General features: G+C 71.2%; 17 protein-coding genes. 5 read left to right on the forward strand and 12 right to left on the reverse strand.

Annotation, left to right across the window (positions count from 1 at the left end):
* Positions 1-14: 14 nt before the first annotated feature.
* Positions 15-1007: an EF-P beta-lysylation protein EpmB gene (gene epmB, locus CSC64_RS09135; protein ID WP_162435014.1), complete on the forward strand. Its 993-nt coding sequence runs from the start codon at positions 15-17 to the stop codon at positions 1005-1007.
* Positions 1008-1201: 194 nt separating this feature from the next.
* Here epmB and rlmD read toward each other — a convergent pair whose 3' ends face one another.
* Positions 1202-2515, reverse strand: a complete 1314-nt coding sequence (gene rlmD / locus CSC64_RS09140; RefSeq protein WP_162435015.1) for a 23S rRNA (uracil(1939)-C(5))-methyltransferase RlmD — start codon at positions 2513-2515, stop codon at positions 1202-1204.
* Between the two features lie 124 nt (positions 2516-2639).
* Between rlmD and CSC64_RS09145 the strand changes: the two genes are divergently transcribed.
* Entirely contained in the window at positions 2640-3353 is a 714-nt protein-coding gene (locus CSC64_RS09145; protein ID WP_162435016.1) for a response regulator, read from the forward strand.
* 73 nt (positions 3354-3426) lie between these two features.
* On the opposite strand, the gene creD is transcribed toward CSC64_RS09145, so the two are convergent.
* From creD to creB, 3 genes are all read right to left on the reverse strand, one after another.
* Positions 3427-4797 carry a cell envelope integrity protein CreD gene (gene creD, locus CSC64_RS09150; protein WP_162435017.1) on the reverse strand — a complete coding sequence of 457 codons (1371 nt, stop codon included), beginning with the start codon at positions 4795-4797 and terminating at the stop codon, positions 3427-3429.
* Positions 4798-4907: 110 nt separating this feature from the next.
* Positions 4908-6341 (reverse strand): two-component system sensor histidine kinase CreC, encoded by a 1434-nt coding sequence (gene creC, locus CSC64_RS09155; RefSeq protein ID WP_162435018.1) that lies wholly within the window; start codon positions 6339-6341, stop codon positions 4908-4910.
* A complete protein-coding gene (gene creB / locus CSC64_RS09160; RefSeq protein WP_162435019.1) occupies positions 6342-7052 on the reverse strand; it encodes a two-component system response regulator CreB in 711 nt (236 codons plus the stop codon).
* A 46-nt stretch (positions 7053-7098) separates the two neighbouring features.
* On the opposite strand from creB, the gene CSC64_RS09165 reads away from it, so the two are divergent.
* The gene (locus CSC64_RS09165; RefSeq protein ID WP_162435020.1) at positions 7099-7959 is read left to right on the forward strand and encodes a 23S rRNA (adenine(2030)-N(6))-methyltransferase RlmJ; all 861 of its coding nucleotides are present in this window, start codon (positions 7099-7101) and stop codon (positions 7957-7959) included.
* Positions 7960-8114: 155 nt separating this feature from the next.
* Here the strand turns inward: CSC64_RS09165 and CSC64_RS09170 are convergent, their stop codons facing one another.
* Entirely contained in the window at positions 8115-9032 is a 918-nt protein-coding gene (locus CSC64_RS09170; protein WP_162435021.1) for a cation diffusion facilitator family transporter, read from the reverse strand.
* A gap of 79 nt (positions 9033-9111) precedes the next feature.
* Here CSC64_RS09170 and CSC64_RS09175 point away from each other — a divergent pair, with 79 nt between their 5' ends.
* Positions 9112-9648: a GNAT family N-acetyltransferase gene (locus CSC64_RS09175; protein WP_162435022.1), complete on the forward strand. Its 537-nt coding sequence runs from the start codon at positions 9112-9114 to the stop codon at positions 9646-9648.
* Positions 9649-9715: 67 nt separating this feature from the next.
* Complete coding sequence (gene mfd, locus CSC64_RS14110) at positions 9716-13327, forward strand: transcription-repair coupling factor (protein ID WP_162435023.1); 3612 nt, start codon at positions 9716-9718, stop codon at positions 13325-13327.
* 704 nt (positions 13328-14031) lie between these two features.
* Here mfd and CSC64_RS09185 read toward each other — a convergent pair.
* From CSC64_RS09185 to CSC64_RS09215, 7 genes are all read right to left on the reverse strand, one after another.
* The gene (locus CSC64_RS09185) at positions 14032-15858 is read right to left on the reverse strand and encodes an SLC13 family permease (RefSeq protein WP_162435024.1); all 1827 of its coding nucleotides are present in this window, start codon (positions 15856-15858) and stop codon (positions 14032-14034) included.
* A 61-nt stretch (positions 15859-15919) separates the two neighbouring features.
* Positions 15920-17491, reverse strand: coding sequence for a phospholipase D family protein (locus CSC64_RS09190; RefSeq protein WP_162435025.1), 1572 nt, complete (start codon positions 17489-17491; stop codon positions 15920-15922).
* A 166-nt stretch (positions 17492-17657) separates the two neighbouring features.
* Positions 17658-19751 (reverse strand): M13 family metallopeptidase, encoded by a 2094-nt coding sequence (locus tag CSC64_RS09195; RefSeq protein WP_162435026.1) that lies wholly within the window; start codon positions 19749-19751, stop codon positions 17658-17660.
* Between the two features lie 144 nt (positions 19752-19895).
* The gene (locus tag CSC64_RS09200) at positions 19896-20249 is read right to left on the reverse strand and encodes a DUF3325 domain-containing protein (protein WP_162435027.1); all 354 of its coding nucleotides are present in this window, start codon (positions 20247-20249) and stop codon (positions 19896-19898) included.
* On the reverse strand, positions 20242-21903 hold the full coding sequence (locus CSC64_RS09205) for a PepSY-associated TM helix domain-containing protein (protein ID WP_162435028.1): 1662 nt from the start codon (positions 21901-21903) through the stop codon (positions 20242-20244). The genes CSC64_RS09200 and CSC64_RS09205 overlap by 8 nt, the downstream gene beginning before the upstream one ends.
* Positions 21904-21915: 12 nt before the next feature.
* Positions 21916-22233, reverse strand: a complete 318-nt coding sequence (locus CSC64_RS09210) for an iron uptake protein (RefSeq protein ID WP_162435029.1) — start codon at positions 22231-22233, stop codon at positions 21916-21918.
* Positions 22234-22268: 35 nt separating this feature from the next.
* Positions 22269-24446, reverse strand: coding sequence for a TonB-dependent siderophore receptor (locus tag CSC64_RS09215; RefSeq protein WP_162435030.1), 2178 nt, complete (start codon positions 24444-24446; stop codon positions 22269-22271).
* Positions 24447-24647 lie beyond the last annotated feature (201 nt).

The raw sequence follows: 24647 nt of genomic DNA on the forward strand, positions 1-24647 counted from the left end.
CCGCCACCGTCCCCATGGCCACGCCCGCCCCCACGCCGCGCTGGCAGCGGCTGTGGCGCGAGGCCGTGCGCGACCCGCGCGAACTGCTGGGCCTGCTGGGGCTGGACGCGGCCGCCGCGGGGATTTCCGAGGCTGCCGCGGCGCAGTTCCCGCTGCGGGTGCCGCGCGGGTTCGTCGCCCGCATGCGCCCCGGCGACCTGCACGATCCGCTGCTGCGCCAGATCCTGCCGGTCGACGCCGAGGAGCGCATCGTGCCCGGCTTCGGCCTGGACGCGGTCGGCGACGGCGCGGCGAAGAAGGCCGACGGGGTCATCCAGAAATATCGCGGCCGCGCCCTGCTGGTGGCCACCGGCAGCTGCGCGGTGAACTGCCGCTACTGCTTCCGCCGGCATTTCCCCTATGCCGGGGAAACCGCCGCGCGCGACGGCTGGTCCGGCGCGGTGGCGGCGATCGCTGAAGACCCTTCGATCGACGAGGTCATCCTCTCCGGCGGCGACCCGCTGTCGCTGGCCACGCCCAAGCTGGCCGAACTGACCGCCCAGCTCGCCGCCATCCCGCACCTCCGGCGCCTGCGCATCCACAGCCGCCTGCCCATCGTCCTGCCCGAGCGGGTCGATGCGCCGCTGCTGCAATGGCTGTCCGCCCTGCCCTGGCCGGTGGCCTTCGTGGTTCACGCCAACCACGCCAACGAGTTCGACGCGTCGGTCGATGCGGCGATGGCGGCGCTGCGTGGCGCCGGCGTGCAGCTGCTCAACCAGGCGGTGCTGCTGCGTGGGGTGAACGACAGCGTCGAGGCGCTGGCCGACCTGTCCGAACGCAGCTTCGCCGCCGGCGTGCTGCCCTACTACCTGCACCAGCTCGACCGGGTGGCCGGCGTGGCCCACTTCGAGGTGCCCGACGACGAGGCCCGCGCCCTGCATGCGGCGCTGGCGGCTCGACTGTCCGGCTACCTGGTGCCGAAGCTGGTGCGCGAGGTCCAGGGCGACCCTGGCAAGCGGCCGTTGTAGAGCGGGGCTTGCCCCGCTGCTGCCGGTCCGTCGTGATTCCCGGGAGGAGCAGCCGGGCAAGCCCGGCTCTACCCGGCCGCTCGCCGCGCGTCGGCGCGGGTCGATGCAGGTCATTGCGGGCCGCGGGTCGTGCAGGTCGGTGCGGTGCGAGTCGGTGCGGGTCGCGCCACCGCGGATCGGTGCGGGCGGGCCGGTCAGCGCTCGAACAGCGCGATGCTCTCCACATGCGCGGTGTGCGGGAACATGTCCATCACGCCCGCCGAAACCAGGCGATAGCCGCGCTCGTGGACCAGGAAGCCGGCGTCGCGCGCCAGCGAGCCCGGATGGCAGCTGACGTAGACGATGCGGTCGATGCCCTTCAGCGGCAACTGCCTGAGCACTTCATCGGCGCCCGAGCGCGGCGGGTCCAGCAGCAACTTGTCGAAGCCCTGGCGCATCCACGGCGTACCGCGCTGGTCCTGGGTCAGGTCGGCGGCGAAGAACTGCGCGTTGGCCAGGCCGTTGCGCTGCGCATTGGCCCGTGCCCGCGCCACCAGCCCCGCGTCGCCTTCCACGCCCACCACCTCGGCCGCACCACGCGCCAGCGGCAGGGTGAAGTTGCCCAGGCCGCAGAACAGGTCGAGCACGCGCTCGCCCGGCTGCGCGTCGAGCATCTCCAGCGCCAGCGCGATCATCCTGTCGTTGAGCCGCGCATTGACCTGGATGAAGTCCAGCGGTTCGAACGCCAGTTCCACGTCCCACTGCGGCAGGCGGAACGACAGCGCCGGTGCCTTGCCTTCCAGCGGGTGCACGCTGTCCGGCCCCTTGGGTTGCAGGAAGATGGCGAAGCCGTGCTCGCGGCCGAAGGCGGCCAGGGCGGCGCGGTCGGCCTCGGCGAGCGGCTCCAGGTGGCGCACGGTCAGGGCGATGGCGTCGTCGCCGGCGATGAATTCGATCTGGGGGATGGATTCGCGCGCCTGCAGCGAATCCACCAGCGCGGCCAGCGCTTCGATCTTCATCCCGATCTGCGGGATCACAGTATGGCATTGGCGCAGGTCGGCGACGAAGCGCGGATCCTGCTCGCGGAAGCCGACCAGGGTCTTGTCCTTCTTGTTCACCCGGCGCACCGAGAAGCGGCCCTTGCGCCGGTAACCCCAGCTGCCGGCGGTCAGCGGCGGCAGCACTGCGCCCGGGGCGACCTTGCCGATCCGCTCCAGGTTCTCCAGCAGCACGCGCTGCTTGGCGACGATCTGCTTGTCCTCGGCCAGGTGCTGCAGCACGCAGCCGCCGCAGGTGCCGAAGTGCGGGCAGCGCGGCTGCACCCGGTCGGGCGAGGCTTCCAGCACCTGCACCGTGCGCGCCTCGTCGAAGCGGCGGCTGCGCGCGGTCGGCTCGGCGAGCACGGTTTCGCCCGGCAGTGCGCCGGAGACGAACACCGCCTTGCCGTCCTCGCGGCGGGCGACGCCGCGGCCATCGTGGCTGAGATCGAGGATCCGGGTCTGGAACGGGGTACGGTCGAGTCGGGCCACGTGGCGGGGGCTGCGGGCGGAAAAAGGCCGGCCATTATCCCGGATCGGACGCCGCGACGGTGCGCCGCGGCAAAGGCCGCGGCGGCTGGGCTAGGATGGCCGCGGACGACAGGGAGTCAGCCCGATGGAACAGCCTGACCCGCCGCGGATGCCACGCATCCTGCTGGTAGAGGACGACACGATCAGCCAGGTCTATTTCCGGGCTGTGCTCGAGGGCCTGCCCGCCACGGTCGATACGGTCGCGACCCGGGCCTGCGCGCTGGCGCGGGCCACCGACACCCGCCACGACCTGTGGCTGGTGGACCTGGGTCTGCCCGACGGCTCCGGCATCGAACTGCTGCAGCAGCTGCGCCAGCGCTGGCCGCAACCGCCACCGGCACTGGCCCACACCGCCGATGCCGACCCCGCCCCGCGCACGGCTGCGCTGCAGGCCGGCTTCCGCGACGTGCTGGTCAAGCCGCTGGCGACCGCCGAACTGGCCGGCGCAGTGCGTGCCGCGCTCGCCGGCGCGGTGCGTACCGCGCTGGCCGAAGCCGGCGGCCTGCCCGACTGGGACAACGCGGCCGCGGCCGCGGCGCTGAACAACGATCCGGCCAACGTGCAGGCCCTGCGCCGGCTGTTCCTGGAGGAGTTGCCCGCGGCCCGCGCCGAGGTGCTGGCCAGCGCCCGCGCCGGCGACCCCGCCGCGCTGCGCGCCCGCCTGCACCGGCTGCAGGCGGGCTGCGGCCTGGCCGGTGCGCGCCGCCTGGGCGAGGCGGTGGCGTCGTTGCGGCTCCCCCCGGAGTCGGGCGCGGCGCTGGCCCGCTTCGACCAGGCCGCGCACGACCTGCTCGGCTGAAGCCGGCACCGCATGCGGCGCGGCCGTCCATGGCCACCCCGCACGTCCGGCTGCACTCTTCGACCACCGGCCCTCACCCCAGCGCGCCGGCGCGCTCGTACCAGTCCACCTTGCGGGTGATACCCATGATCGCGGCGAGGATCCCGAACAGCAGCAGCGAGCCCATCAGCAGCGCGTTGTCCTCCGAGACCAGCAGGCTGTAGAGCGCACCGTACAGCGCGGTCAGCATCGCTGCGAACAGGCCGGCGTGCCACCAGCTGCGCAGCACTCCGGACAGGTAGACGAACTGCAGCCCGATGCAGGCCGCCGCCGCCACCAGGTACGCCTGCCAGAACGCGATGTGCTCGGACAGGCTCAGCAGCAGCAGGAAGAAGATCGCCAGCGCCAGGCCCACCAGCAGGTACTGCAGCGGGTGGATGCGCAACTGCTTGACCAGTTCGAACAGGGCGAAGCCGACGAAGGTCAGGACCACGAACAGCAGCCCGTACTTGGTCGCGCGGTCGACCTTGGTGTAGACGTCCACCGGTTCGACCAGGCTCAGCTCGACGCTGTCCAGGTCCAGCGGACCGCTGTCGTCGCCGGCCACGCGCGCCACCCGGCCATCGAGGGCCGTCGCCTGCAGCTGCGCCTGCGCGCCGCTGGCCAGCGAGGAAATGTTCCAGGTGGCGCTGCCCTCGCCGCGCGCACTGGCCGGGAAGCGACCGCCGAACAGCAGGTGCGGCCAGCCCGAGGCCAGCTCGATGTGGTTGCTGTCGGCCACCGGGACCACCCCGAGCGACCGGGTCCCGGCCAGCGCCATCTGCAACCGCACCTTGCTGGCCGGCAGCGCGCGCGGCGCTTCGACGCCGTCGGCGGCCAGCCGCCGCGGCGGCAGCGGCAGGCGCGCGTGCATCCCGCCCAGGCGCGGCGACAGCGCGCCGGTGCCGGGCTGCAACTGCAGGGCACTGGCGTCGGCCTGCAGCACCGGCGTGCCGACCAGGCCGCGGACGTCGCCCAGGCCCAGCACCAGGTAGGGCTCGCCGTACTCGCGCCCGGGCACCGCCGGCAGCGGCAGCGGCGCGAAGTCGGCCGCCACCTGCGCCTTCCACTGGAACACGCGCACCTCGTGCAGCCCGATCCGGCGCACGCCCGGCTCGACCGGGCCGCCGGCCTGCAACGTGGCCGGCGCCTGCAGCAGGAAGCCCTCCCCCGTTTCCTCGCGGACCTCGATGCGCCCGTCCGGGCCGGCGCCGTTGACCCGGCGGGTGCTCTTCCACGGCACCACGCGCAGCGGCCCGACCAGCTGCTGCGGCCCGGCCATGCTCTGGGATACCCGCTCCACCGCCTGCTCGCGGTACCTCTCGCGATCGTGGACCAGGCCACGGATCATGCTCAGCGGGATCAGCAGTAACAGCACCAGCCCGCCGACGGTGAGGAAACGCAACAGCAGCTTCAGGGATTTCATGGGTTCGCCCCGGTGTGGATACCGGTGCGCAGGCTCACTCGGCCACGTGGAGTGGCGATGGCCCCACTGTGAAGCCAATGTGTGCCTCGTAGAGCGGGGCTTGCCCCGCTCTACAGGGGCAGCGAGAGGCCTGCTTCGGCGCCGCCGGCTTCGTGGTTGCGCAGCCAGGCTTCGCCGCCATGCAGGCGCGCGACCTCGCGCACGAACGGCAGGCCCAGGCCGGAACTGCGCTGGCCGTTGCCCGGCCGCGGCAGCGAGTAGAAGCGCTCGAACACGCGCGTGGCCGCGTACTCCGGCACGCCCGGGCCACTGTCGCGCACGCGCAGGCGGGCCCGGTCCCCTTCCACGTCCAGGCCCAGCACGACCGTGCCGCCGGGAGGCGAGAACGCCAGCGCGTTGTCGAGCAGGTTGGCCAGCGCCTGGCGCAGCAGGAAGGCGTCGCCGCGCACGGTCGCCTGCCCTGCCGTGCCTTCGATCTGCAACTGCAGCCCGTCGGCGGCCAGCCGCGGCTCCAGCGCGGCGGCGGCATCACGCAGCAGCGCTGCCAGGTCCACCGGCTCGCGCCGCTGCAGCCAGCCGTGCTGCTCCACTTCGGCCAGCGCCAGCAGCTTGTCGATGGTTTCGGTCAGGCGCGCCTGCTGCTCGCGGATGCTGCCGGCGAAGCGCTGCCGCTCGGCTTCCGGCAGCGGCTCCTGCAGCAGTTCGGCGGCGCCGCGGATCGCGGCCAGCGGGCTCTTCATCTCGTGGGTCAGCGACTGCACGTACTGCTCCACGTAGGCCTTGCCCTCCAGCTTGCGGCGCATATCCTCCAGCGCCCGGCCCAGGTCGCCGATCTCGTCGCGGCGCGACGGCGGCGGCGGCACCGGTTCGCCGGCGGCCACCGCCTGCGCGTAGCGGTTCAGGCGGCCGATGCCGCGCATCAGCCACCCGGTCATCAGCAGCCCCACCAGCGCCGACAGGCCGACCAGCCACGCGCCCTGGCGGAGGATGCTGCGCTGGCTGGCCTGGATGAACGGCTCGAGGCTGTGGTTGGGCTTGGCCACCGTCAGCACGCCGAGCAGGATGCCTGGCGCATCGGGGTCCAGCACCGGCGCGGCCACGTGCATCACCGTGCGTTCGCTGCCCGGCGCCTCCGGGCTGGACCGGGCGCCGTACTCGCCGCGCAGGGTGCGGTACACGTCGTTCCAGCGCGAGTTGTCGCGGCCCAGGTCGCGCCCTTCCGAATCGAACACGACGATGCCGCGCACGTCGGTGATGGTGACCCGGTACTCGATGCTGCGCTTGGGGAAATCCCAGATCGACGCCTGCGGATCGCGCCGGCGCACCCGCGCCAGGTCGGCGGCGAAGCGGCCATCGGCGATCCGCCCGGCCTTGAGGTCGCCGGCGGCCATCGCCGCCAGTACGTTGGCGGTGTCGACCAGGGTCGATTCCATCGCCTGGCGCACGCCCGGCTTGACCTCGTCGACGAACACGCGCATCACGAAGAACGCGGCCAGGCCGACGATCAGGAAGAAGCCCAGGAACAGGCGCAGGCCGAGCCGCACTCAGGCCTCGATCGCGTAGCCGAGGCCGCGGTGGGTGCGGATCGGCTCGCCTTCGGCGCCGGCCGCGCGCAGCTTGGCCCGCAGCGTTTTCACATGGGTGTCGACGGTGCGGTCGCTGCTGTCGGCGTCGCTGTCCCAGCCGCGCTGCATCAGCTGGGCGCGGCTGAGGATCGCGCCGGGGCGCTGCAGCAGCGCGTCGAGCACGGCGAATTCGTAGCGGGTCAGGTCCAGCACCCGGCCGCGGTAGCGGATGCGGTGGCCGGCGGCGTCCACGGCGAAGTCGCCGCGGGTGCGCCAGGGGTCGGCCGCGTCTTCGGCCGGCCGGCTGCGGCGCAGGCGGGCGCGCACCCGCGCCACCAGTTCGCGCGGCGAGAACGGCTTGGCCATGTAGTCGTCCGCGCCCAGTTCCAGGCCGAGCACGCGGTCGATCTCGTCGTTGCGCGCGGTCAGGAAGATCACCGGCACCTGGCTGAAGCCGCGCAGCCGCCGGCACACCTCGAAGCCGTTGAGGTCGGGCAGGCCCACGTCCAGCACCAGCACGTCGACATCGCCACCGCGCAGCCGTTCCAGCGCCTGTCCGCCAAGCAGGCAGTGCTCGGCGCGGAGGCCCTCGCTGCGCAGCGCATAGAGCACGGTGTCGGCGATGGCCGGCTCGTCTTCGGCGACCAGGACCAGCGGGGCGTCGGGTGTCGTGCGGGGCTGGGGCTGCATCGGCCAAGCATAGTCCGCCCCCCGCGGCGGCGGCTATGCTGCGCGCATGAACTACCGCCACGCCTTCCACGCCGGCAACCATGCCGATGTGCTCAAGCACATGGTGCTGCTGGCCCTGCTCGACGCGCTGCTGCGCAAGGATGCGCCGTTCTTCGTGCTGGACACCCATGCGGGACGCGGCCGCTACCTGCTGCAGGGCGAACAGGCGGGGCGGACCGCGGAAGCGGCGACCGGCATCCTGCAACTGCTCGGCCTGGACGACCCGCCGCCGGTGGTCGGGCGTTACCTGCGGGCGGTCGCGGCCGGCAACCCGGTGGATGCGCTGCTCACCTACCCGGGCTCACCGCTGCTCGTCGCCCAGGCCATGCGCGCACAGGACCGGCTGGCCGCCTGCGAACTGCAGCCGGAGGAGGCCGCCGCGCTCAAGACGCTGTTCGCCCACGATGCGCGCGTGGCCGTGCACGCGCGCGACGGCTACGACGCGATCCGCGCACTGCTGCCGCCGCGGGTGGACGGCGTGCGCATCGCCCGCGGCCTGGTCCTGGTCGACCCGCCCTACGAGGCGCAGGACGAGGAGTACCCGCGGGTGGCGCGGGCGGTGCGCGAGGCGCTGGAACGCTGGCCGCAGGCAAGCTGCGCCATCTGGTACCCGATCAAGCTGCGGCGCAGCCTGCAGCCGTTCTTCCGCAAGCTCGAGGCCCTGCCCGCCCGTTCGCTGCTGCTGGCCGAGTTGCTGGTCCGCCCCGACGATTCGCCGCTGCGCCTCAACGGCAGCGGCATGGCGATCCTCAATGCGCCATGGAAGCTGGACGAGGCGATCGCGCCGGCATTGCCGGTGCTGCAGCGCAGGCTGGGCGAACCCGGTGCCTCCACCCGCCTGGAGTGGCTCAAGCGCGACACCCTGTAGGAGCCCACTTCAGGGGGCGACCCGACGACATCGGAAAACGCGGCGCTCGACGCATCGGCTCCGGAGCCGGGCGCGGTTGAATGTCGTGCCCTTTGGACGCCGTCGGGTCGCCCCCTGAAGTGGGCTCCTACAGGGGCGGCGATGCGGCTGGCCGTTCAGTCGGGGGTGTCCGCGCCCTCGGGCTCGAAGAAGCTCCAGCGCACCACCGGGAACTGCTGCTTGAGCGCGCGCTCGACCTGGTCGATGTCGCGCAGCATCGCCTCGCCGTCGTGCGACCGGCGCATGCGGGCATGGGTCGAGACCAGCACATCGTTGCCCTGCTGCAGGGTGATCAGGTGCAGGACCTCGGCGATCTCCGGCCGGGTGGCCAGGAACTGGCTGATCTGCGCCTGCAGGAACGGATCCACGCTCTGCCCGATCAGCATCGCCTTGACTTCGACCGCGACCAGCACCGCGATCACGACCAGCAGCACGCCGATGCCGATGGTGCCGATCGCATCCCAGACCGGATTGCCGGTGGCCACGGCCAGGCCGATCGCCGCCAGCGCGAACACCAGGCCCAGCAATGCGGCCAGGTCCTCGCCGAAGATCACCACCAGTTCGGCCTGCCGGCTCTCGCGGAACCACTGCCATACCGAACGCGACCCGCGCGCCTTGTCCACTTCCTGCATGCAGGCGCGCATCGACACCGACTCGGCCACGATCGCGAACAGCAGCACGCCCACCGCCCACCACCACTGCTCCAGCGGCTCGGGATGGCGCAGCTTGTGCACGCCCTCGTACACCGAGAACATGCCGCCGACGCTGAACAGGATCACCGCCACCAGGAACGACCAGAAATAGATCGCGCGGCCGTAGCCCAGCGGGTGTTCGGTATCGACCGGCCGCTGCGCCTGGCGCAGGCCCATCAGCAGCAGCAGCTGGTTGCCGCAGTCGGCGAGCGAATGCACGGTTTCGGCGAGCATCGCGCCCGAGCCGGTGACGAAGGCGGCCACGCCCTTGGCCACCGCGATGGCGAAATTCGCGCCCAGCGCGAACAGGATCGCACGTACCGAATCGCCGCCGCCTGCCATCGCACGCTCCCTGGGTCGCCGGGAAGCGAGTCTAGCAAGCCGTCGGTCACGCCAGCGCCGAATGTGGGACACTCCGCCCATGCCCCGCAACCGCCTCCCGCCCTGGCACGAGGAGTTCGTCCTGCCCAACCGCAGGGCGATCCTGATCCGCCCGATCCGGCCGGAGGACGCGGCGCCGCTGCAGGGCGTGTTCGGCATGCTCGCACCGGTGGAGGTCCGCGCCGGCTTCAGCGCCGACGTGGACGTGCTGGACGAAGCCACCGCGCAGCGGCTGTCGCGCCCGGACCCGAAGACCGAACTGGTCCTGGTCGGCGCCGAGCCGCTGGCGCCGGGCGAGGCGATGATCGCCGGCCTGGCCCGCGCCCGGATCGTGCCCGGCACCCGCCAGGCGGAGTACGCGATCCTGCTCGGCAACTACGTCGCCGGCCTGGGCCTGGGCCGGCACCTGATGCAGAAGCTGGTGAAGTGGTCGCGCGGCCGCTACCGGGACCGCCTGTACGGCGACACCCCCGGCAGCAACGAGCCGATGCTCGAACTGGCGGCCTCGATGGGTTTCCGCCCCAGCGATGAAGCCGGCGTGCCGCCGGGCCTGATCCGGCTGGTGCGGGAGCTGTAGGCAACGGCGGGCAGGCGCCCGCCTGCACACCGGGAGCAGCGCACCGCCCGGCTACAATGCGCGGTCCATGCCGTCCGCTGCCTCCTCCGTGCCACCCGCCATTCCCCTGCCCCGCCGCGGCCAGGCCCGCGCCTGGTGGCGCGCGCCCGCTTCGCCCTCGGCCCTGGCCTGGCACCTGGTCCGCGCCGCGCGCGCGCATCCGGGGCCGCTGTTGTTCGTGGCCCGCGACAACCAGTCCGCGCACCAGCTGGAATCGGACCTGCAGACCCTGCTCGGCGATGACCCATCGCTGCCGGTGGTGCCGTTCCCGGACTGGGAAACCCTGCCGTACGACCGCTTCAGCCCGCACCCGGACATCGTCAGCCAGCGCCTGGCCGCGCTGCAGCGGTTGCCGCAGCTCGAGCGCGGGATCGTGGTGGTGCCGGTGCAGACCCTGCTGCAGCGGCTTCCACCGCTGCGCTACATCGCCGGCGGCAGCTTCGATCTGCGCACCGGCCAGCGCCTGGACCTGGACGCGGAGAAGCGCCGGCTGGAGAGCGCCGGCTACCGCAACGTGCCGCAGGTGCTCGACCCGGGCGACTTCGCCGTGCGCGGCGGCCTGCTCGACGTCTACCCGATGGGCGCCGACGCGCCGCTGCGGATCGAACTGCTGGACGACGAGATCGATTCGATCCGCCGCTTCGACCCGGAGAGCCAGCGTTCGCTGGAACGCGTGGACGCGGTGCACATGCTGCCCGGCCGCGAACTGCCGATGGACGAGGCCAGCATCGCCCGCGTGCTGGAGACGCTGCGCGAGCGCTTCGACGTCGACACCCGGCGCAGCGCGCTGTACCAGGACCTGAAGGCCGGCCTGGCGCCGGCCGGCATCGAGTACTACCTGCCGCTGTTCTTCCCGCCGAACCGGGACGGCAGCGACGCCACCGCCACCCTGTTCGACTGCCTGCCGGTCAGCGTGCTACCGGTGCTGGCCGACGGCAGCAACGCGGCGGCCACCGCGTTCTGGCAGCAGACCCGCAACCGCTACGAGCAGCGCCGACATGATGTCGAGCATCCGCTGCTGCCGCCGGAAGAGCTGTACCTGCCGCCGGACACGCTGCGCGAGCGGCTGAACCTGGGCATCCGCATCGAGGTCTGCGGCAGCGACCACCCGCGCCGCGACGAAGCGGCGCCGCTGGGCGACCAGCCGGCGCCGTCGCTGCCGGTGGCCGGGCGCGACCATCACGTCGCCGGCGGGGCGCTGCGTTCGTTCCTGGGCAGTTATCCGGGGCGGGTGCTGGTGGCCGCCGATTCGCCGGGCCGGCGCGAGGCGCTGCTGGAGGTGCTGCAGGCGGCGGATCTGCGGCCGGAGGTGGTGGCCGATTTCCCGTCGTTCCTGGCCCGTCGTCCCGGCGGAAGCCGGGACCCAGCGACTTCCGCGGCGGCTCCCGGAAAGGCAAAGACACTGGATCCCGGTTTTCGCCGGGATGACGGTGAAGTGGTCGGGGAAGGCGAGGCCGTGCGCTTCGCTCTCGCCGTCGCGCCGCTGGAAGACGGCTTCGCCATCGACGAGCCGCCCTTCGTCGTCCTCACCGAGCGCCAGCTGTTCCCCGAGCGCGCGACCCAGCCGCGCCGCGCGCGCCGCGCCGGGCGCGAGCCCGAGGCGATCATCCGCGACCTCGGCGAGCTGACCGAAGGCGCGCCGATCGTCCACGAGGACCACGGCGTCGGCCGCTACCGCGGGCTGGTGGCGATGGACATCGGCGGCATGCCCGGCGAATTCCTCGACATCGAATACGCCAAGGGCGACCGCCTGTACGTGCCGGTGGCGCAGCTGCACCTGGTCAGCCGCTACTCCGGTGCCTCGCCGGAGACCGCGCCGCTGCATTCGCTCGGCGGCGAGCAGTGGAGCAAGGCCAAGCGCAAGGCGCAGGAAAAGGTCCGCGACGTCGCCGCCGAACTGCTCGAGATCCAGGCGCGCAGGCAGGCCCGCGCCGGCCTGGCGCTGGACATCGACCGGCCGATGTACGAGAGCTTCGCCGCCGGCTTCCCGTTCGAGGAGACCCCGGACCAGCACGCCGCGATCGAGGCGGTGCTGCGCGACCTGCAGTCGAGCCAGCCGATGGACCGGGTGGTCTGCGGCGACGTCGGCTTCGGCAAGACCGAGGTCGCCGTGCGCGCCGCCTTCGCCGCCGCCAGCGGCGGCCGCCAGGTGGCGGTGCTGGTGCCGACCACCCTGCTGGCCGAGCAGCACTTCCGCAATTTCCGCGACCGCTTCGCCGACTGGCCGCTGAAGGTCGAGGTGCTGTCGCGCTTCAAGACGAAGAAGGAAATCGAGGCCGAGCTGCAGAAAGTGTCGCGCGGCGAGATCGACGTGATCGTCGGCACCCACCGCCTGCTGCAGCCGGACGTGAAGTTCAAGGACCTGGGCCTGGTGATCGTCGACGAGGAACAGCGCTTCGGCGTGCGCCAGAAGGAAGCGCTGAAGGCGCTGCGCGCCAACGTGCACCTGCTCACCCTCACCGCCACCCCGATCCCGCGCACGCTGAACATGGCCATGGCTGGGCTGCGCGATCTGAGCATCATTGCCACGCCGCCGCCGAACCGGCTGGCGGTGCAGACCTTCGTCGTGCCCTGGGACGACGCCCAGCTGCGCGAAGCGTTCCAGCGCGAACTGGCGCGCGGCGGCCAGCTGTACTTCCTGCACAACGACGTCGAGAGCATCGGCCGCATGCAGAAGCAGCTGTCGGAGCTGGTGCCGGAGGCCCGCATCGGTATCGCCCACGGGCAGATGCCCGAGCGCGAGCTGGAACGGGTGATGCTGGACTTCCAGAAGCAGCGCTTCAACGTGCTGCTGTCGACCACGATCATCGAATCGGGCATCGACATCCCCAACGCCAACACCATCGTCATCAACCGTGCCGACCGCTTCGGCCTGGCCCAGCTGCACCAGCTGCGCGGGCGGGTCGGCCGCTCGCATCACCGCGCCTACGCCTACCTGCTGGTGCCGCCGGACCGGCGCTCGATGACCCCGGACGCGGAAAAGCGGCTTGAGGCGATCGCCTCGATGGACGAACTGGGCGCCGGCTTCACCCTGGCCACCCACGACCTGGAGATCCGCGGCGCCGGCGAACTGCTCGGCGAGGACCAGAGCGGGCAGATGGCCGAAGTCGGCTTCAGCCTGTACACCGAGCTGCTCGAGCGCGCGGTGCGCAGCATCCGCCAGGGCAAGCTGCCGGACCTGGACGCCGGCGAGGAAGCGCGCGGCGCCGAGGTCGAACTGCACGTGGCGGCCCTCATTCCCGAGGACTACCTGCCCGACGTGCATACCCGCCTGACCCTGTACAAGCGCATCTCCAGCGCCCGCGACAGCGAAGCGCTGCGCGAACTGCAGGTGGAGATGATCGACCGCTTCGGCCTGCTGCCCGATCCGGTGAAGCACATGTTCGCGATCGCCGAACTGAAGCTGCAGGCGCAGCAACTGGGCATCCGCAAGCTGGACCTGGGCGAGGCCGGCGGCCGCATCGTGTTCGAGGCCAGGCCCAACGTCGACCCGATGTCGGTGATCCGCATGATCCAGCAGCAGCCCAAGCTCTACGCGATGGAAGGCCCCGACAAGCTGCGCATCCGCGTGCCGCTGCCGGAACCCGCCGACCGCTTCAACGCCGCCCGTGCCCTGCTGACGACGCTGGCGCCGGGTTGAGGCCGGTCCCGGGTTTCGCAAAGCCAAGGCAACTGACCGCCAAAGCAACAGCAACAGCAACAGCAGCAGCAACAGCAACCACAAAAGCCTTGGGCACGCAGCTCCGGAGGGAGTCCGCCGTTACAGCGGGGTATGGCCCACCCTTCGGGACGACATCCTGTCTTTACGAAGGGCCGTGGCACATCCATGTGCCACTTGGGCCATACCCCACTGCAACGACGGCCTTCGGGAACGTTGGGGTTTGCGCCGTGCGGTTCAAATTGTGAGCAGACCGAACAATCGTCCCATCCCGCATTTGTTTTTTTGTAGGAGCTCCCTTCAGGGGCGACGCGAGGACGCCGGAACGCAGCTGCGTTCAACGCGCCGGCTCCGGAGACCATGCTTGGTATGAAACTGCGCCTTCCAACGTCGTCGGGTCGCCCCTGAAGGGAGCTCCTACAGAAGAGCAGGCCCCTGTCGGAAAGGCGGCCTGGATGGTCCCAGAGCCGCAGGCGCGAACCCCAACGTTCCCGAAGGCCGTCGGCGCATGGGGGTATGGACCAAGTGGCACATGGATGTGCCACGGCCCTGAGTAAAGACAGGATGTCGTACCGAAGGGTGGGCCATACCCCCATGCGGCGACGGACTCCCTCCGGAGCCGACGAAACCAACCGCCGTTGCCGCTGCCGCTGCCGTTGCCGCTGCCGTTGCCGCTGCCGTTGCCGTTACATCCCAAAGATCCACGGTACCAGCAGCACCACCAGCAGCAGGGTCATCACCGCCAGCGGCGTGCCGATCTTGACGAAGTCGCCGAAGCTGTAGCCGCCCGGCCCCACCACCAGCGCGTTCACCGGCGAGGACACCGGCGTCATGAACGCCGCCGACGCGGCCAGCGCCACCGTCATCGCGAACGGATACGGCGACAGGCCCAGGTGCTGGGCGATCGCCAGCGCCACCGGCGCCATCAGCACCGCGATCGCAGTGTTGGAGATGAACATGCCGAACAGCGCGGTGACCGCGAAGATCGCCGCCAGCACCACCCGCGGGCCGGCGTCGCCGACCGTGCGCACCAGCAGGTCGGCGGCCAGGTCTACCCCGCCGGTGCGCTGCAGCGCCAGCGAGAACGGCAGCATGCCCACGATCAGCACCAGGCTGGGCCAGTGGATCGAACGGTAGGCGCTGCGCAGGTCCACGCAGCCGGTGAGCCCCATCAGCAGGCAGCCGACCAGCGCCGCGTGCACGTTGGCGATCACCCCGCTGACCATCAGGCCGAGGGTCAGCAGCAGGCAGGCCAGTGCGAACGGCCAGCGTGCGGCGGCCGGCGCCACCTCTTCGGCATCCGACGCCAGGTTGAGCAGGATCAAGCCGTCGGGGCCCGAACCCAGCGCGCGGATCGCCGACCACGGGCCGGCCACCAGCAAGGTGTCGCCGACCTCCAGCGCCTCGTCGGCCAGGTCGCGCACCTCGGCGCTGCGGCCGTGCTTGAGCCCGATCCCGGCCAGGTCGGGGCGGTCCTGCAGCCGCGCCCGTTTCGCGCTCACCCCGGCCAGCGGCGAGTTCGCCGCCACCATCATCTCGGCCATGCCGATGTCGTTGGCGTACCCGCAGAAGTACGCGCCCTCCAGCGGCAGCGGTTCCAGGCCGAACTGGCGGAAACGCGCCACCGCATCGATCGCCGGCGCGTGCAGGTCCAGCAGCAGAGCATCGCCGGGCAGCAGCCGCCGACCCTGCGGCGGCAGCAGCAGGCGCTGGCCGAAGCGTCCGAGCTGCTCGACCGCCAGCACGTTCATGCCTTCCAGTTCGTCCTGCACCAGCGCCGACGCCACCCGCCCTACCAGCGGCGAGTCCGCGTCCACCCGGACCCGGAACGAACGGCCGGCCAGCCGGTATTCGTCGATCCAGTCTTCCAGCCGCGGCGCCCGCGACGATGCCGCCGCCGGCGCGCCGCTGCCGAGCCAGCGTCGCGCGAACAGCATCCAGCCGATCGACAACAGCAGCACCGGCACGCCGAACGGCAGGAAGTCGAAGAAGGCGAAGCCGGCATGGCCGTCGCGCAGCAGCTCGCCGTGCACGACCAGGTTCGGCGCGGTGGCCACCAGGGTCATCATGCCGCTGCACAGCGCGGCCACGCTCAGCGGCATCATCAGCCGCCCCGGCGCGATCCGGCAGCCGCGGGCGATGCGCAGCACGATCGGGATGAAGATCGCGACCACCCCGGTGGAGCTCATCACCGAGCCCATCGCGCCCACCGCCAGCATCAGCGTCACCAGCAGCACGGTCTCGTCGCCGCGGGCCACGCGCAGGATGAAGGCGCTGATCCGCTGCGCCAGGCCGGTGCGCACCAGGCCTTCGCCGATCACGAACAGCAGCGCGATCAGCACGATGCTGGGGTCGGCGAAACCGGCGATCGCCTCGCCGATGTCGATCACCCCGGTGAACGGCAACGCCGCGACCATCAGCAGCGCGACCACGTCGGTGCGCGGGCGCCCGATCGAGAACAGGGCGATGGCTACGCCCAGCAGGCCCAGGACCAGCAGCAACTCGGCGCTCATCGGGGCGGCCCTGCCTGCATGCCGGGGGCGTCGCGGGTGGACATGCGCATGGATTCCATCACTAGAGTTGCGACTCGACCGGCAACCAGCCGATCACCCGCGAAACTCCGCGGCGCCAGAGGCTGGCGTCCGGTTCGCGCTCCCAGGTGTACGGCGGCTGCGCGGCATCGTCGTGCCAGCGCAGCGCACCGTCGACCAGTTCCAGCCGGTAGCTGACCGGGGCCGAGGTCTTGGCCGCGTACAGCCGTTCCAGTTCGGCCGCCGCGCCGGGGCTGTCGAACAGCAGGCCCATCTCGGTATTGAGGTTCATCGAACGCGGATCGAGGTTGAACGAGCCGATGAAACCATGCCGGCCATCGGCGACGAAGGCCTTGGTGTGCAGGCTGGCGCCGCTGGAGCCGAACAGGCTGCTCCTGATGCCCTGGCCCTGCGACTTCAGTTCATGCAGCGCCACGCCCGATCGCAGCAGCGGCACCCGGTAGCGCGCATAGCCGCCGTGCACGGCCATGACGTCGTTGGCCGCCAGCGAGTTGGTGAGGATGCCGACCTCCACGCCGCGGCGGACCAGGCCGCCGAACCAGCGCACGCCGTCGTCGCCGGGCACGAAATACGGCGAGATGACCTTGAGGTCGCGCTGCGCCGCGCCGGCGCGGGCCAGCAGCACCGGCGTCATCCAGTCCGGGCCCGGGGTGGCGCCCTGCGCCTTCTCCGGCGGATCGGAAATGATCGACGCGTCGCCGGTCCAGTGCAGCGTGCGCCGGCCCTCCAGCAGGTCGCGCACGCCCTGCGCCCGCTGCAGCCGTTCGGCGTAGGGGCCGGCGCGATCGGACTGCAGGCCGGCGTCGATGCTCTCGCGCAGCCGCGGCAGCGCCTCCGATTCGGCCTGCACCAGCGCTTCCAGCGGGATCGCGGTGGGGCTGTTCCAGTAGGCGTCGAAGATGCGCTCGGCCTGTGCGACCGGCGGCCCGACCACGGCCGCGTCGGTATCCATGAAGTTCATGCCGGCGGCGGCATCGAAGTACTCGTCGCCGACGTTGCGCCCGCCGACCACGGCCAGCCGGCCGTCGACGATCCAGGTCTTGTTGTGCATGCGCCGGTTCACGCTGAAGAACCGCAGCAGCAGCTCGACGCCGCGCGCCAGGGTGCCTTCGCGGGCGCGGGTCGGGTTGAACAGGCGCACCTCGATGCCCGGGTGGCTGTCCAGCGCCGCCAGCACCGAATGGCTGCCGTGCACGTTCAGGTCGTCCAGCAGCAGGCGCACGCGCACGCCGCGGTCGGCCGCGCGCAGCAGCTCGCTGTGCAGCAGGTTGCCGGTGAAGTCCGGGTGCCAGATGTAGTACTGCAGGTCCAGGCTGCGCCCGGCGGCGCGGGCGCTGGCGGCGCGGATGGCGAAGGCATCCAGGTTGTCGCCCAGGATCACCATCCCGGCCTGGCCGGGGTGCGCGGCAGTGAGCGGTTCGACCAGGCGGTCGACGGGCGTGGCCGCGCCGGCGACCGGCAGCACCTGCGACGGCGGCCCGCGCACGCTTTCGGCGAAGCGCCCGTAGGCCCACAGCGCCAGCAGCGAGGCGAGCGCGAACGCGGCCAGGCCGATGCCGAGCCAGGTGAGCACCTTCTTCGCCGCCTGTCTCATCATTGCTCCATTCCCGCTGACCGGCCGATTGTAGGCGGCCAGCCCGCAACGTCCATGTGTGCGGCCGGAAACCCGTGACATGCGGGGCGGCCGCGGTGCCGGCTCGCGGAAAATAGAAGGCCCGGCAATGCCGGGCCTTCCGCAGGTCACGCCGGTGGCGGACGGCTTACCAGATCACCACCCGGTCCGCGTCCGCGCGCACCATCGGGTCGCCGGCCTTGCAGCCGAACGCGCCGGCGAAGGACGGCATGTTCGACGGCGCACCGTTGGCGCGGAAGTTCGCCGGTGCGTGCGGATCGGTCTCCAGGCGCACGCGCAGCTCGCCGTCGGTGAAGTTGCGGCGCCACACCGTGGCCCAGTTGGCGAAGAAGCGCTGGTCCTGGGTCATGCCGTCGACCTCGACGTTCGCTTCCGGGTTGGCCTTGAGCGCCATCTGCAGCGCGTCCCAGGCCACGGTCAGGCCACCCAGGTCGCCGATGTTCTCGCCCAGGGTCAGGCGGCCCTTCACGTTCTTGCCCGGGATCGCCTCGTAGCCGTCGAACTGCGCCACCAGCTGGTCGGCACGCTGCTCGAACAGCTTGCGGTCCTCGGCGGTCCACCACAGGTCGAAGTTGCCCTTGGCGTCGAACTGGCTGCCGGAGTCGTCGTAGCCGTGCATCATCTCGTGGCCGATCACCGCGCCGATGCCGCCGTAGTTGAGCGCCGGGTCGGCCTTGGCGTCGAAGAACGGCGGCTGCAGGATCGCGGCCGGGAACACGATCTCGTTCTTGGTCGAGTTGTAGTAGGCGTTGACCGTCTGCGGGCTCATGCCCCACTCGGTGCGGTCCACCGGCTTGCCGATCTTGTCCAGCACGTAGCGGTAGTTGAACGCGCGCGCCGCCTGCATGTTGGCCAGGTAGCCCTCGCCCGTGGTCTGCAGGCCATCCCACTCGCGCCACTTGTCCGGATAGCCGATCTTCGGGGTGAAGCTGGCCCACTTCTCCAGTGCGCGCTTCTTGGTCTCGTCGCCCATCCAGTCCAGGTTCTCCAGGCGCACCTTCAGCGCCGCCGAGAGGTTCTCGACCAGCTGCTGCATCTGCGCCTTGGACTCGGCCGGGAACGCGGCCTGCACGTACAGCTGGCCCAGCGCCTCGCCCATGCCCTGGTTGACCGAGCCGAGCACGCGCTTCCAGCGCGGCAGCATCTCCTTCTGCCCGCGCAGGGTCTGGCTGTAGAAGCCGAAGTTGGCCTGCTCGAACGGCGCGGCCAGGTACGGCGCGGCGTCGTCGATGGCGTGGAAGCGCAGGTAGGCCTGCCAGGCCTCCACCGGGGTGTCGGCCAGCATCCTGTCCAGTTCGGCGAAGAACTGCGGCTGGGCCAGCGAGAACTTCTGCGCCGCCGGCACGTCCAGCGTGTCGAAGAACGCGTTCCAGTCGAAGTTCGGGGTGATCGCGTTGGCGTCGGCGGCGCTGACCGGGTTGTAGCGTTTGGCCGGGTCGCGCAGCTCGATCCGCGACAGCGAGGCCTTGGCCAGGCGGGTCTCGAAATCCAGCACCGACTGCGCCTGCTGCGCCGCGGCGGCCGCGTCCACGCCCGACAGTTCCAGCAGCCGCGCGATGTACTTGACGTACTCCTCGCGGATCGGCGCCTTGTCGGCGTCGAAGTAGTAGCCCTTCTCCGGCAGGCCCAGGCCGCCCTGGCCGGCGTAGCCGATCACGGTGCCCGAATCCTTGTAGTCGGCGTTGGCGAAGAACGAGAACGGGCCGCCGGCGCCGGCGGCGTACTGCGAGCGCAGCCACGCGACCACACCGGCGCCGTCCCTCAGCCCGGCGATGGCGTCGAGCTGCGGCTGCAGCGGCGCCAGGCCGGCCGCGTCGATCGCGGCCTGGTCCATGCCGGTGCGCCAGATGTCGCCGATCTTGGCCTCGATCGACCCGGCAGCCGGCTGCGCCGCGGCGACCTGCTCGACGATGGCGTGCTGGATCGCCAGCGAACGCTCGCCCAGCACTTCGAAGCTGCCCCAGCTGGTGCGATCGCCCGGCACCGGGTTGGCGGCCAGCCACTTGCTGTTGACGTGGCCGCCGAGGTCGGCGCACGCGGCGATCGACGGATCCAGGTCGGCAACGTCGAACGCGGCGCTCGGGGTATCGACCGCGGACAGGTCGAAGCTCATCGGTGCCGGCGCGGCATCGGCCGGGGCCTCGGACTTGCCGCAGGCGGACAGCGCGACGGCGACGGCCACCGCCAGGGTCAGGGGGGCGAAAGAGGAACGCAGGGACATCGTGGACTCCGGGATGCGGGACACCAGACCGCGGACAGGGTGCCAATCCCCCAGCCTAGACCCGCGGGGCACCCCGGGTGATAGGCCGGAAGTCACGGTCGAAACCGAAGTCGCCGCCTCCATGGCCCGATCCACGGGCCCGGTTCACCTTTCCCGGGCGGGATCGACAGCGCCGCGCCGCACCCACGGCGCCAGTACGCCCAGCCAGCGCGGCCGCCAGGAGAGGGTGAACGCGACCGCCAGCGCCGAGCCCGCCAGCAGCATCACCCACACCAGCGATGCCATGGTCGGATGGTCGACCGCCAGGCACAGCAGCAGCGAAGCGAACAGGCCCAGCGTGCCCAGCACGCGCAACAGCCGGGTCGTGGCCGGCGCGGCCGGCGCGCCCCACACCTGCCGGGCATGCGCCGGCATCGCCAGCGCCAGCCAGCCCATCCCGGCGAAGCCCGCGCCCAGTGCCGCGGCCAGCAGCCAGGCCGCGTGGGCCGGCTCATGCATGCGCCGCTCCCGGGTCCGCGACGCCGTCCACGGCGGTCGCCGCCACGCGCGCCTTCACCCTGCGCGCCACCAGCAAGGCGATGGCGGCCACCGCGAGCAGCGCCAGGTCCATGCCCGCGACCGGCCAGTAGCCGGCGCCCAGTGTGCGCAGCAGGTGGTCGCCGGTGGTGACCCAGTTGAGCAGCACCGCAGCCACGGCAAGCACGGTGATTGCCCGGCACTGTTCGCCCCAGGCGGGATTCGCCCGGCCCTGCGCCACCGGCGCGCCGCGCCAGGCCGCATGCAGCAGGGCCAGCAGCCAGGTACCCCAGAACGCATAGCGCTCCCAGTCGCCACGTGCCGGCAGGTCCTCCGGCAGCAGCCGGTTGGCGACCAGGATCCCCAGCGTGGCCAGGACCATGCCGGTCACCGTCGCCACCGCCAGCGCATCGACCACGCGCGCGCCCTGGCTGCCGCGCAGCGCGTGCTGGCGCTTGCGCTTCTCGACGAAGAACACGAAGCCTGTAGCAATACAGACCGCGCCGGCGAGCCCGCCCAGCACGTACAGCCAGCGCAGCAACCAGTGGCGGAAGTGCTGCAGGTGCAGGCCGGTGAGGAACTCGCTGACCCGCGCGGTCGGCGTGGCCGGCGGATCCTCGCGGATCAGCTCTCCGGTGGCGGCCTTGAAGTGGATGCCGTCGCCGACCAGCGCGATGCGATCGGTGCCGGCGCGGTAGACGCTGACATAGCCGTTGGCATCGCCCACGTGCTGCAGCACCAGGAAGCCCACGTCGCCGGCCTTGCCATTGGCCTCCCAGCGGCGCTGCGCTTCGGCCACCATCGCATCGACGTCGGCCAGCCCGGCCGGCACGCCGGCGCGGTCGTGCGGCAGGCCGGTTTCCTGCGCCTCGACCTGCGCGTGCAGGTCGTGCAACTGGGTGTGGCCGACCGGGAAGTAGTAGGTGCCGGCGAAGATCACCAGCCCGGTGAAGGCGAAGAAGAAGTGGAACGGCAGCGCGACCACGCCGGTGAGGTTGTGCAGGTCCAGTACGCTGCGCAGGCGCGCCTTGTCGGGGCGGAAGGTGAAGATCTCGCGGAACAGCCTGCGGTGCATCACCACGCCGCTGACCAGCGCGGCCAGCATCACCATCGCCGAGAAGCCGACGATCCAGATGCCCAGGTTCTTCCAGTCCAGGGTCAGCCCGTAGTGCAGCGGGAAGAAGAAGCCGCTGCCGAGCTTGAGCCGGTCGTCCGGCAGCGCGGTGCCGTCGCGCGGGTCGATGGTGGCGTAGGCCCAGATCGCCTCTTCCGGGTCCTTCGCGCCCGGCACCTCGTAGCCGGCGAACAGCGCCAGCACCGGGTCGCGATGGGTCGTGTAGGCACTCCAGCTGACCACCGTGTCGAAACGCTCGGGCATCGGCCCGTCGACACGCGGGCGCATCGCCTCGACCGCCTGGGCGGTCGGCTGCATGCGCTCGAATGCCGGCCGCAACACCTGCTCGTACGAAGGCATCGGCTGCGGCTCGATGCGCGTGGCCGGGATCGACCAGCGGTCGATCTCGCGGTCGAACACCGACAGCGCGCCGAAGAAGAACGCGGCCATCAGCACGAAGCCCAGCACCAGGCCGAACCAGGTGTGCAGCCACGCCATCGATTGCCGGAAGCCCTGGAACATCGCAAACCTCCCTCAGGCCAGCAGCGACTGCACGAATGAACCCAGCCCGGCCAGCAACCCGCCGCCGGCCAGCAGCACCACCCACACCCGCGCCAGCCGGCGCGCGGCGATCGCCCACAGGAACACCACCAGGCAGGCGAGCAGCCCGGCCACGGCGCCGAGGAACTCGGCGTCGTGGAATTCCAGGCCGGCGGCGAACAGCAGGCTGGTCGTGGCCGCGACCACGCCCCACGCGAAAGCGTAGCCACCGAACACCGCGGCAACTATCCGTGCCGCGACATGCAGGCGCGTGGCACCCTGGGCATCGGCTGTGGCGAAGGTACGTGACATGGCGTCGGCTGGTGTCGTACGTGGCGGATGGCGGCTCAGAACCGCCAGTCCAGGGTGACCGTGTAGTTGGCCGGCGCCCCGTAGAAGCCACTGTAGCGCAGGGTGCTGATGTACTTCTCGTTGAACAGGTTGTTGACGTTCAGGCGCACGCTGGCGTTGTCGACGAAGTCCCAGGCCATGAAGCCGTTGAGCACCGCGTAGCTGTCCTGGCGCACGGTGAAGCCGCTGCTCTCGGTGTTGGAGATCGCGCTCTGCCAGCGCCCGCCGATGCCGTACGACAGGGCCGCGTAGCCCGGCGCGCGCGCGCTCAGGACCAGATTGGCGCTGCGCCGCGGCACCCACGGGTAGGTGTCCTCGCCGTTCAGTCCATCCATCTTCAACGCGGTGTAGCCCAGCACCACGTCCAGGTTCTCGCTGAGCCTGCCGACCGCCTCCAGCTCGATGCCGGTCGACTCCACGTCCACCGGCGCGTAGATGGTCTGGCCGTACTGGTTGTACTGGCCGGTCGGCGTCGCCAGTCCCTGCTGGTCGGCACGGAACACCGCCAGCGTGGTCAGCAGGCGCTGGTCCAGCCATTCGGCCTTGATCCCCGCCTCGTAGTTCACGCCCTTGCTCGGATCCAGGTAGCGATCGTTCTCGTCGACCTGGTCCTGCGGCTGGTAGATGTCCGAATAGCTGACGTAGCCCAGCACGTTGCCGGTGAAATCGAAGGTCAGGCCGGCGTAGGGGCTGGTGTGGCTGGTGGTCTGGTCGAAGGTCAGCCCGTAGGAATGGCCGTGGCGCCGGTACTGCGCGTAGTTGGCGCCGACGATGGCGTTGAAGCGCTCGCTCAGCGAGATCCGGGTCGCGCCGAACACGCGCTTGAGCCGCTGGTTGAGCACCGAATAGAGCGACGGATCGCCCCACGCCGGCTCGGGGATCGCGTCGGTCGGGTACGGGAACGGCGGCAGCGGGCCCCAGGCCGGCGAAGAGAAGTCGGCGGCGCGCTCCCAGCTGTCCGACTCGGCGCGCGAGAGGCTGGCGCCGAGCATCGCCTGTTGCTCGCGGCCGAACAGTTCGAAGCGGCCATCGACGGTGACCGCGCCCAGGTGCGCGCTGGACTCGTCGTTTCCGCCCCAGGGGAAACCGGACAGGCCCAGGCCGGTGTCCGGATCCAGGCCGGTGGCGAGCCCGTCGTAAGCGTAGAACATGCGTTCGTCGCCTTCGGCGCGGCGGTAGTTGTAGGACGCCTTCAACTGCCAGTCGGCGCCGAGCTGGTGGGTGTACTCGGCGAAGGCGGTCTGGTCGGTGGTGTCCCAGTACGTCCAGTCCTGCGTGGTCGTGGCGCCGCGCGGCCATTCGTTCTGGGTGCCGTCGCTGTTCATGAACACCAGCGCGCCCCACATGATGCCGTCGGAGTCGGCCTGCTGGTACGAGTAGCCGAACGCCAGGGTGCCGTTTTCGCCGCCCTGGCCGTCGACCACGCCGTAAACGTAATCGCGGCGGTTCTCGTTGGCTTCCAGCCAGGACCCGCCGTCCTCGTGCGCGGCGACGATGCGACCGGCCCAGGTGCCGTCGTCGGTGAACGGCGTCGAATAGTCGGCCTCGGCGCGCAGCGTGTCCCACGAGCCGTAGCCGAGCCCGAGCCTGCCCTCGGCCTCGTTGGTCGGGCGCTTGCGCACGTAGTTGATCGTGCCGGCGGCGTTGCCGACGCCGGTGAGCAGGCCGTTGGCGCCGCGGATCACTTCCACCTTCTCGTAGCCGAAGGTGTCCATCGCGCCGGTGGCGATGCCCCAGCTGTTGGGCATGCCGACGCCGTCGATCTGGGTGTTGAGGATGTCGAAGCCGCGTGCGCCGTAGCTGGTGCGGTTGGTCTCCCACTCGTCCACGCGCACGCCGGTGGCCAGGCGCAGCGCCTCGTTGACGCTGGTGGCGCCGAACTTGGCCATCAACTCGCCGCTCACCACGCTGATCGACTGCGGGGTGTCCTTGATGTCCAGGTCGAGGTTGGTCGCGCCGTTGCTGACCCGGTTGGCGCGCTGGGCCACGACCATCACCGTGTCCAGCTCGGTCGGCGTGGCGGTCGCCTCCGCGGTGGCGTCCTGCGGTGCGGCCAGGGCCGCTGCCGGGAGCGACAGGGCCAGGGCGATGGCCAAAGGCAGGCTGGCGTTGGCCAGGAAACGGGAAGCCGGGCGACGGCTGTTCGCCGGTCGGGAAGAACGGGTGGAACGCATCGGGATGCCTTTGTCGAATGGGAGTCGGGAGGGAACGAAGGCGACCGGAACCTTCCGGCGCCCGCCCAGATGTCCGTACCGCCCTGCCCGCCCGCGCCTGCGCCACGTCCCGTGCCGCCGCCCGCGGGGGGCCGGAATACCGGCCGGCCATGAAAACCGCCCGCGTATTAAATGCGAATCACTCTCACTCCGCAATATCCA

The organism is Pseudoxanthomonas koreensis (assembly GCF_010093225.1).
Classification (GTDB): domain Bacteria; phylum Pseudomonadota; class Gammaproteobacteria; order Xanthomonadales; family Xanthomonadaceae; genus Pseudoxanthomonas; species Pseudoxanthomonas koreensis.

What these genes read in the sequence shown, in the direction of transcription:
- epmB (WP_162435014.1), top strand. Translation starts at nt 15, where the DNA reads ATGGCCACGCCCGCCCCCACGCCGCGCTGGCAGCGGCTGTGGCGCGAG.
- CSC64_RS09145 (WP_162435016.1), top strand. Translation starts at nt 2,640, where the DNA reads ATGGAACAGCCTGACCCGCCGCGGATGCCACGCATCCTGCTGGTAGAG.
- creD (WP_162435017.1), bottom strand. Translation starts at nt 4,797, where the DNA reads ATGAAATCCCTGAAGCTGCTGTTGCGTTTCCTCACCGTCGGCGGGCTG.
- creB (WP_162435019.1), bottom strand. Translation starts at nt 7,052, where the DNA reads ATGCAGCCCCAGCCCCGCACGACACCCGACGCCCCGCTGGTCCTGGTC.
- CSC64_RS09165 (WP_162435020.1), top strand. Translation starts at nt 7,099, where the DNA reads ATGAACTACCGCCACGCCTTCCACGCCGGCAACCATGCCGATGTGCTC.
- CSC64_RS09170 (WP_162435021.1), bottom strand. Translation starts at nt 9,032, where the DNA reads ATGGCAGGCGGCGGCGATTCGGTACGTGCGATCCTGTTCGCGCTGGGC.
- CSC64_RS09175 (WP_162435022.1), top strand. Translation starts at nt 9,112, where the DNA reads ATGCCCCGCAACCGCCTCCCGCCCTGGCACGAGGAGTTCGTCCTGCCC.
- mfd (WP_162435023.1), top strand. Translation starts at nt 9,716, where the DNA reads ATGCCGTCCGCTGCCTCCTCCGTGCCACCCGCCATTCCCCTGCCCCGC.
- CSC64_RS09185 (WP_162435024.1), bottom strand. Translation starts at nt 15,858, where the DNA reads ATGAGCGCCGAGTTGCTGCTGGTCCTGGGCCTGCTGGGCGTAGCCATC.
- CSC64_RS09190 (WP_162435025.1), bottom strand. Translation starts at nt 17,491, where the DNA reads ATGAGACAGGCGGCGAAGAAGGTGCTCACCTGGCTCGGCATCGGCCTG.
- CSC64_RS09195 (WP_162435026.1), bottom strand. Translation starts at nt 19,751, where the DNA reads ATGTCCCTGCGTTCCTCTTTCGCCCCCCTGACCCTGGCGGTGGCCGTC.
- CSC64_RS09200 (WP_162435027.1), bottom strand. Translation starts at nt 20,249, where the DNA reads ATGCATGAGCCGGCCCACGCGGCCTGGCTGCTGGCCGCGGCACTGGGC.
- CSC64_RS09205 (WP_162435028.1), bottom strand. Translation starts at nt 21,903, where the DNA reads ATGTTCCAGGGCTTCCGGCAATCGATGGCGTGGCTGCACACCTGGTTC.
- CSC64_RS09210 (WP_162435029.1), bottom strand. Translation starts at nt 22,233, where the DNA reads ATGTCACGTACCTTCGCCACAGCCGATGCCCAGGGTGCCACGCGCCTG.
- CSC64_RS09215 (WP_162435030.1), bottom strand. Translation starts at nt 24,446, where the DNA reads ATGCGTTCCACCCGTTCTTCCCGACCGGCGAACAGCCGTCGCCCGGCT.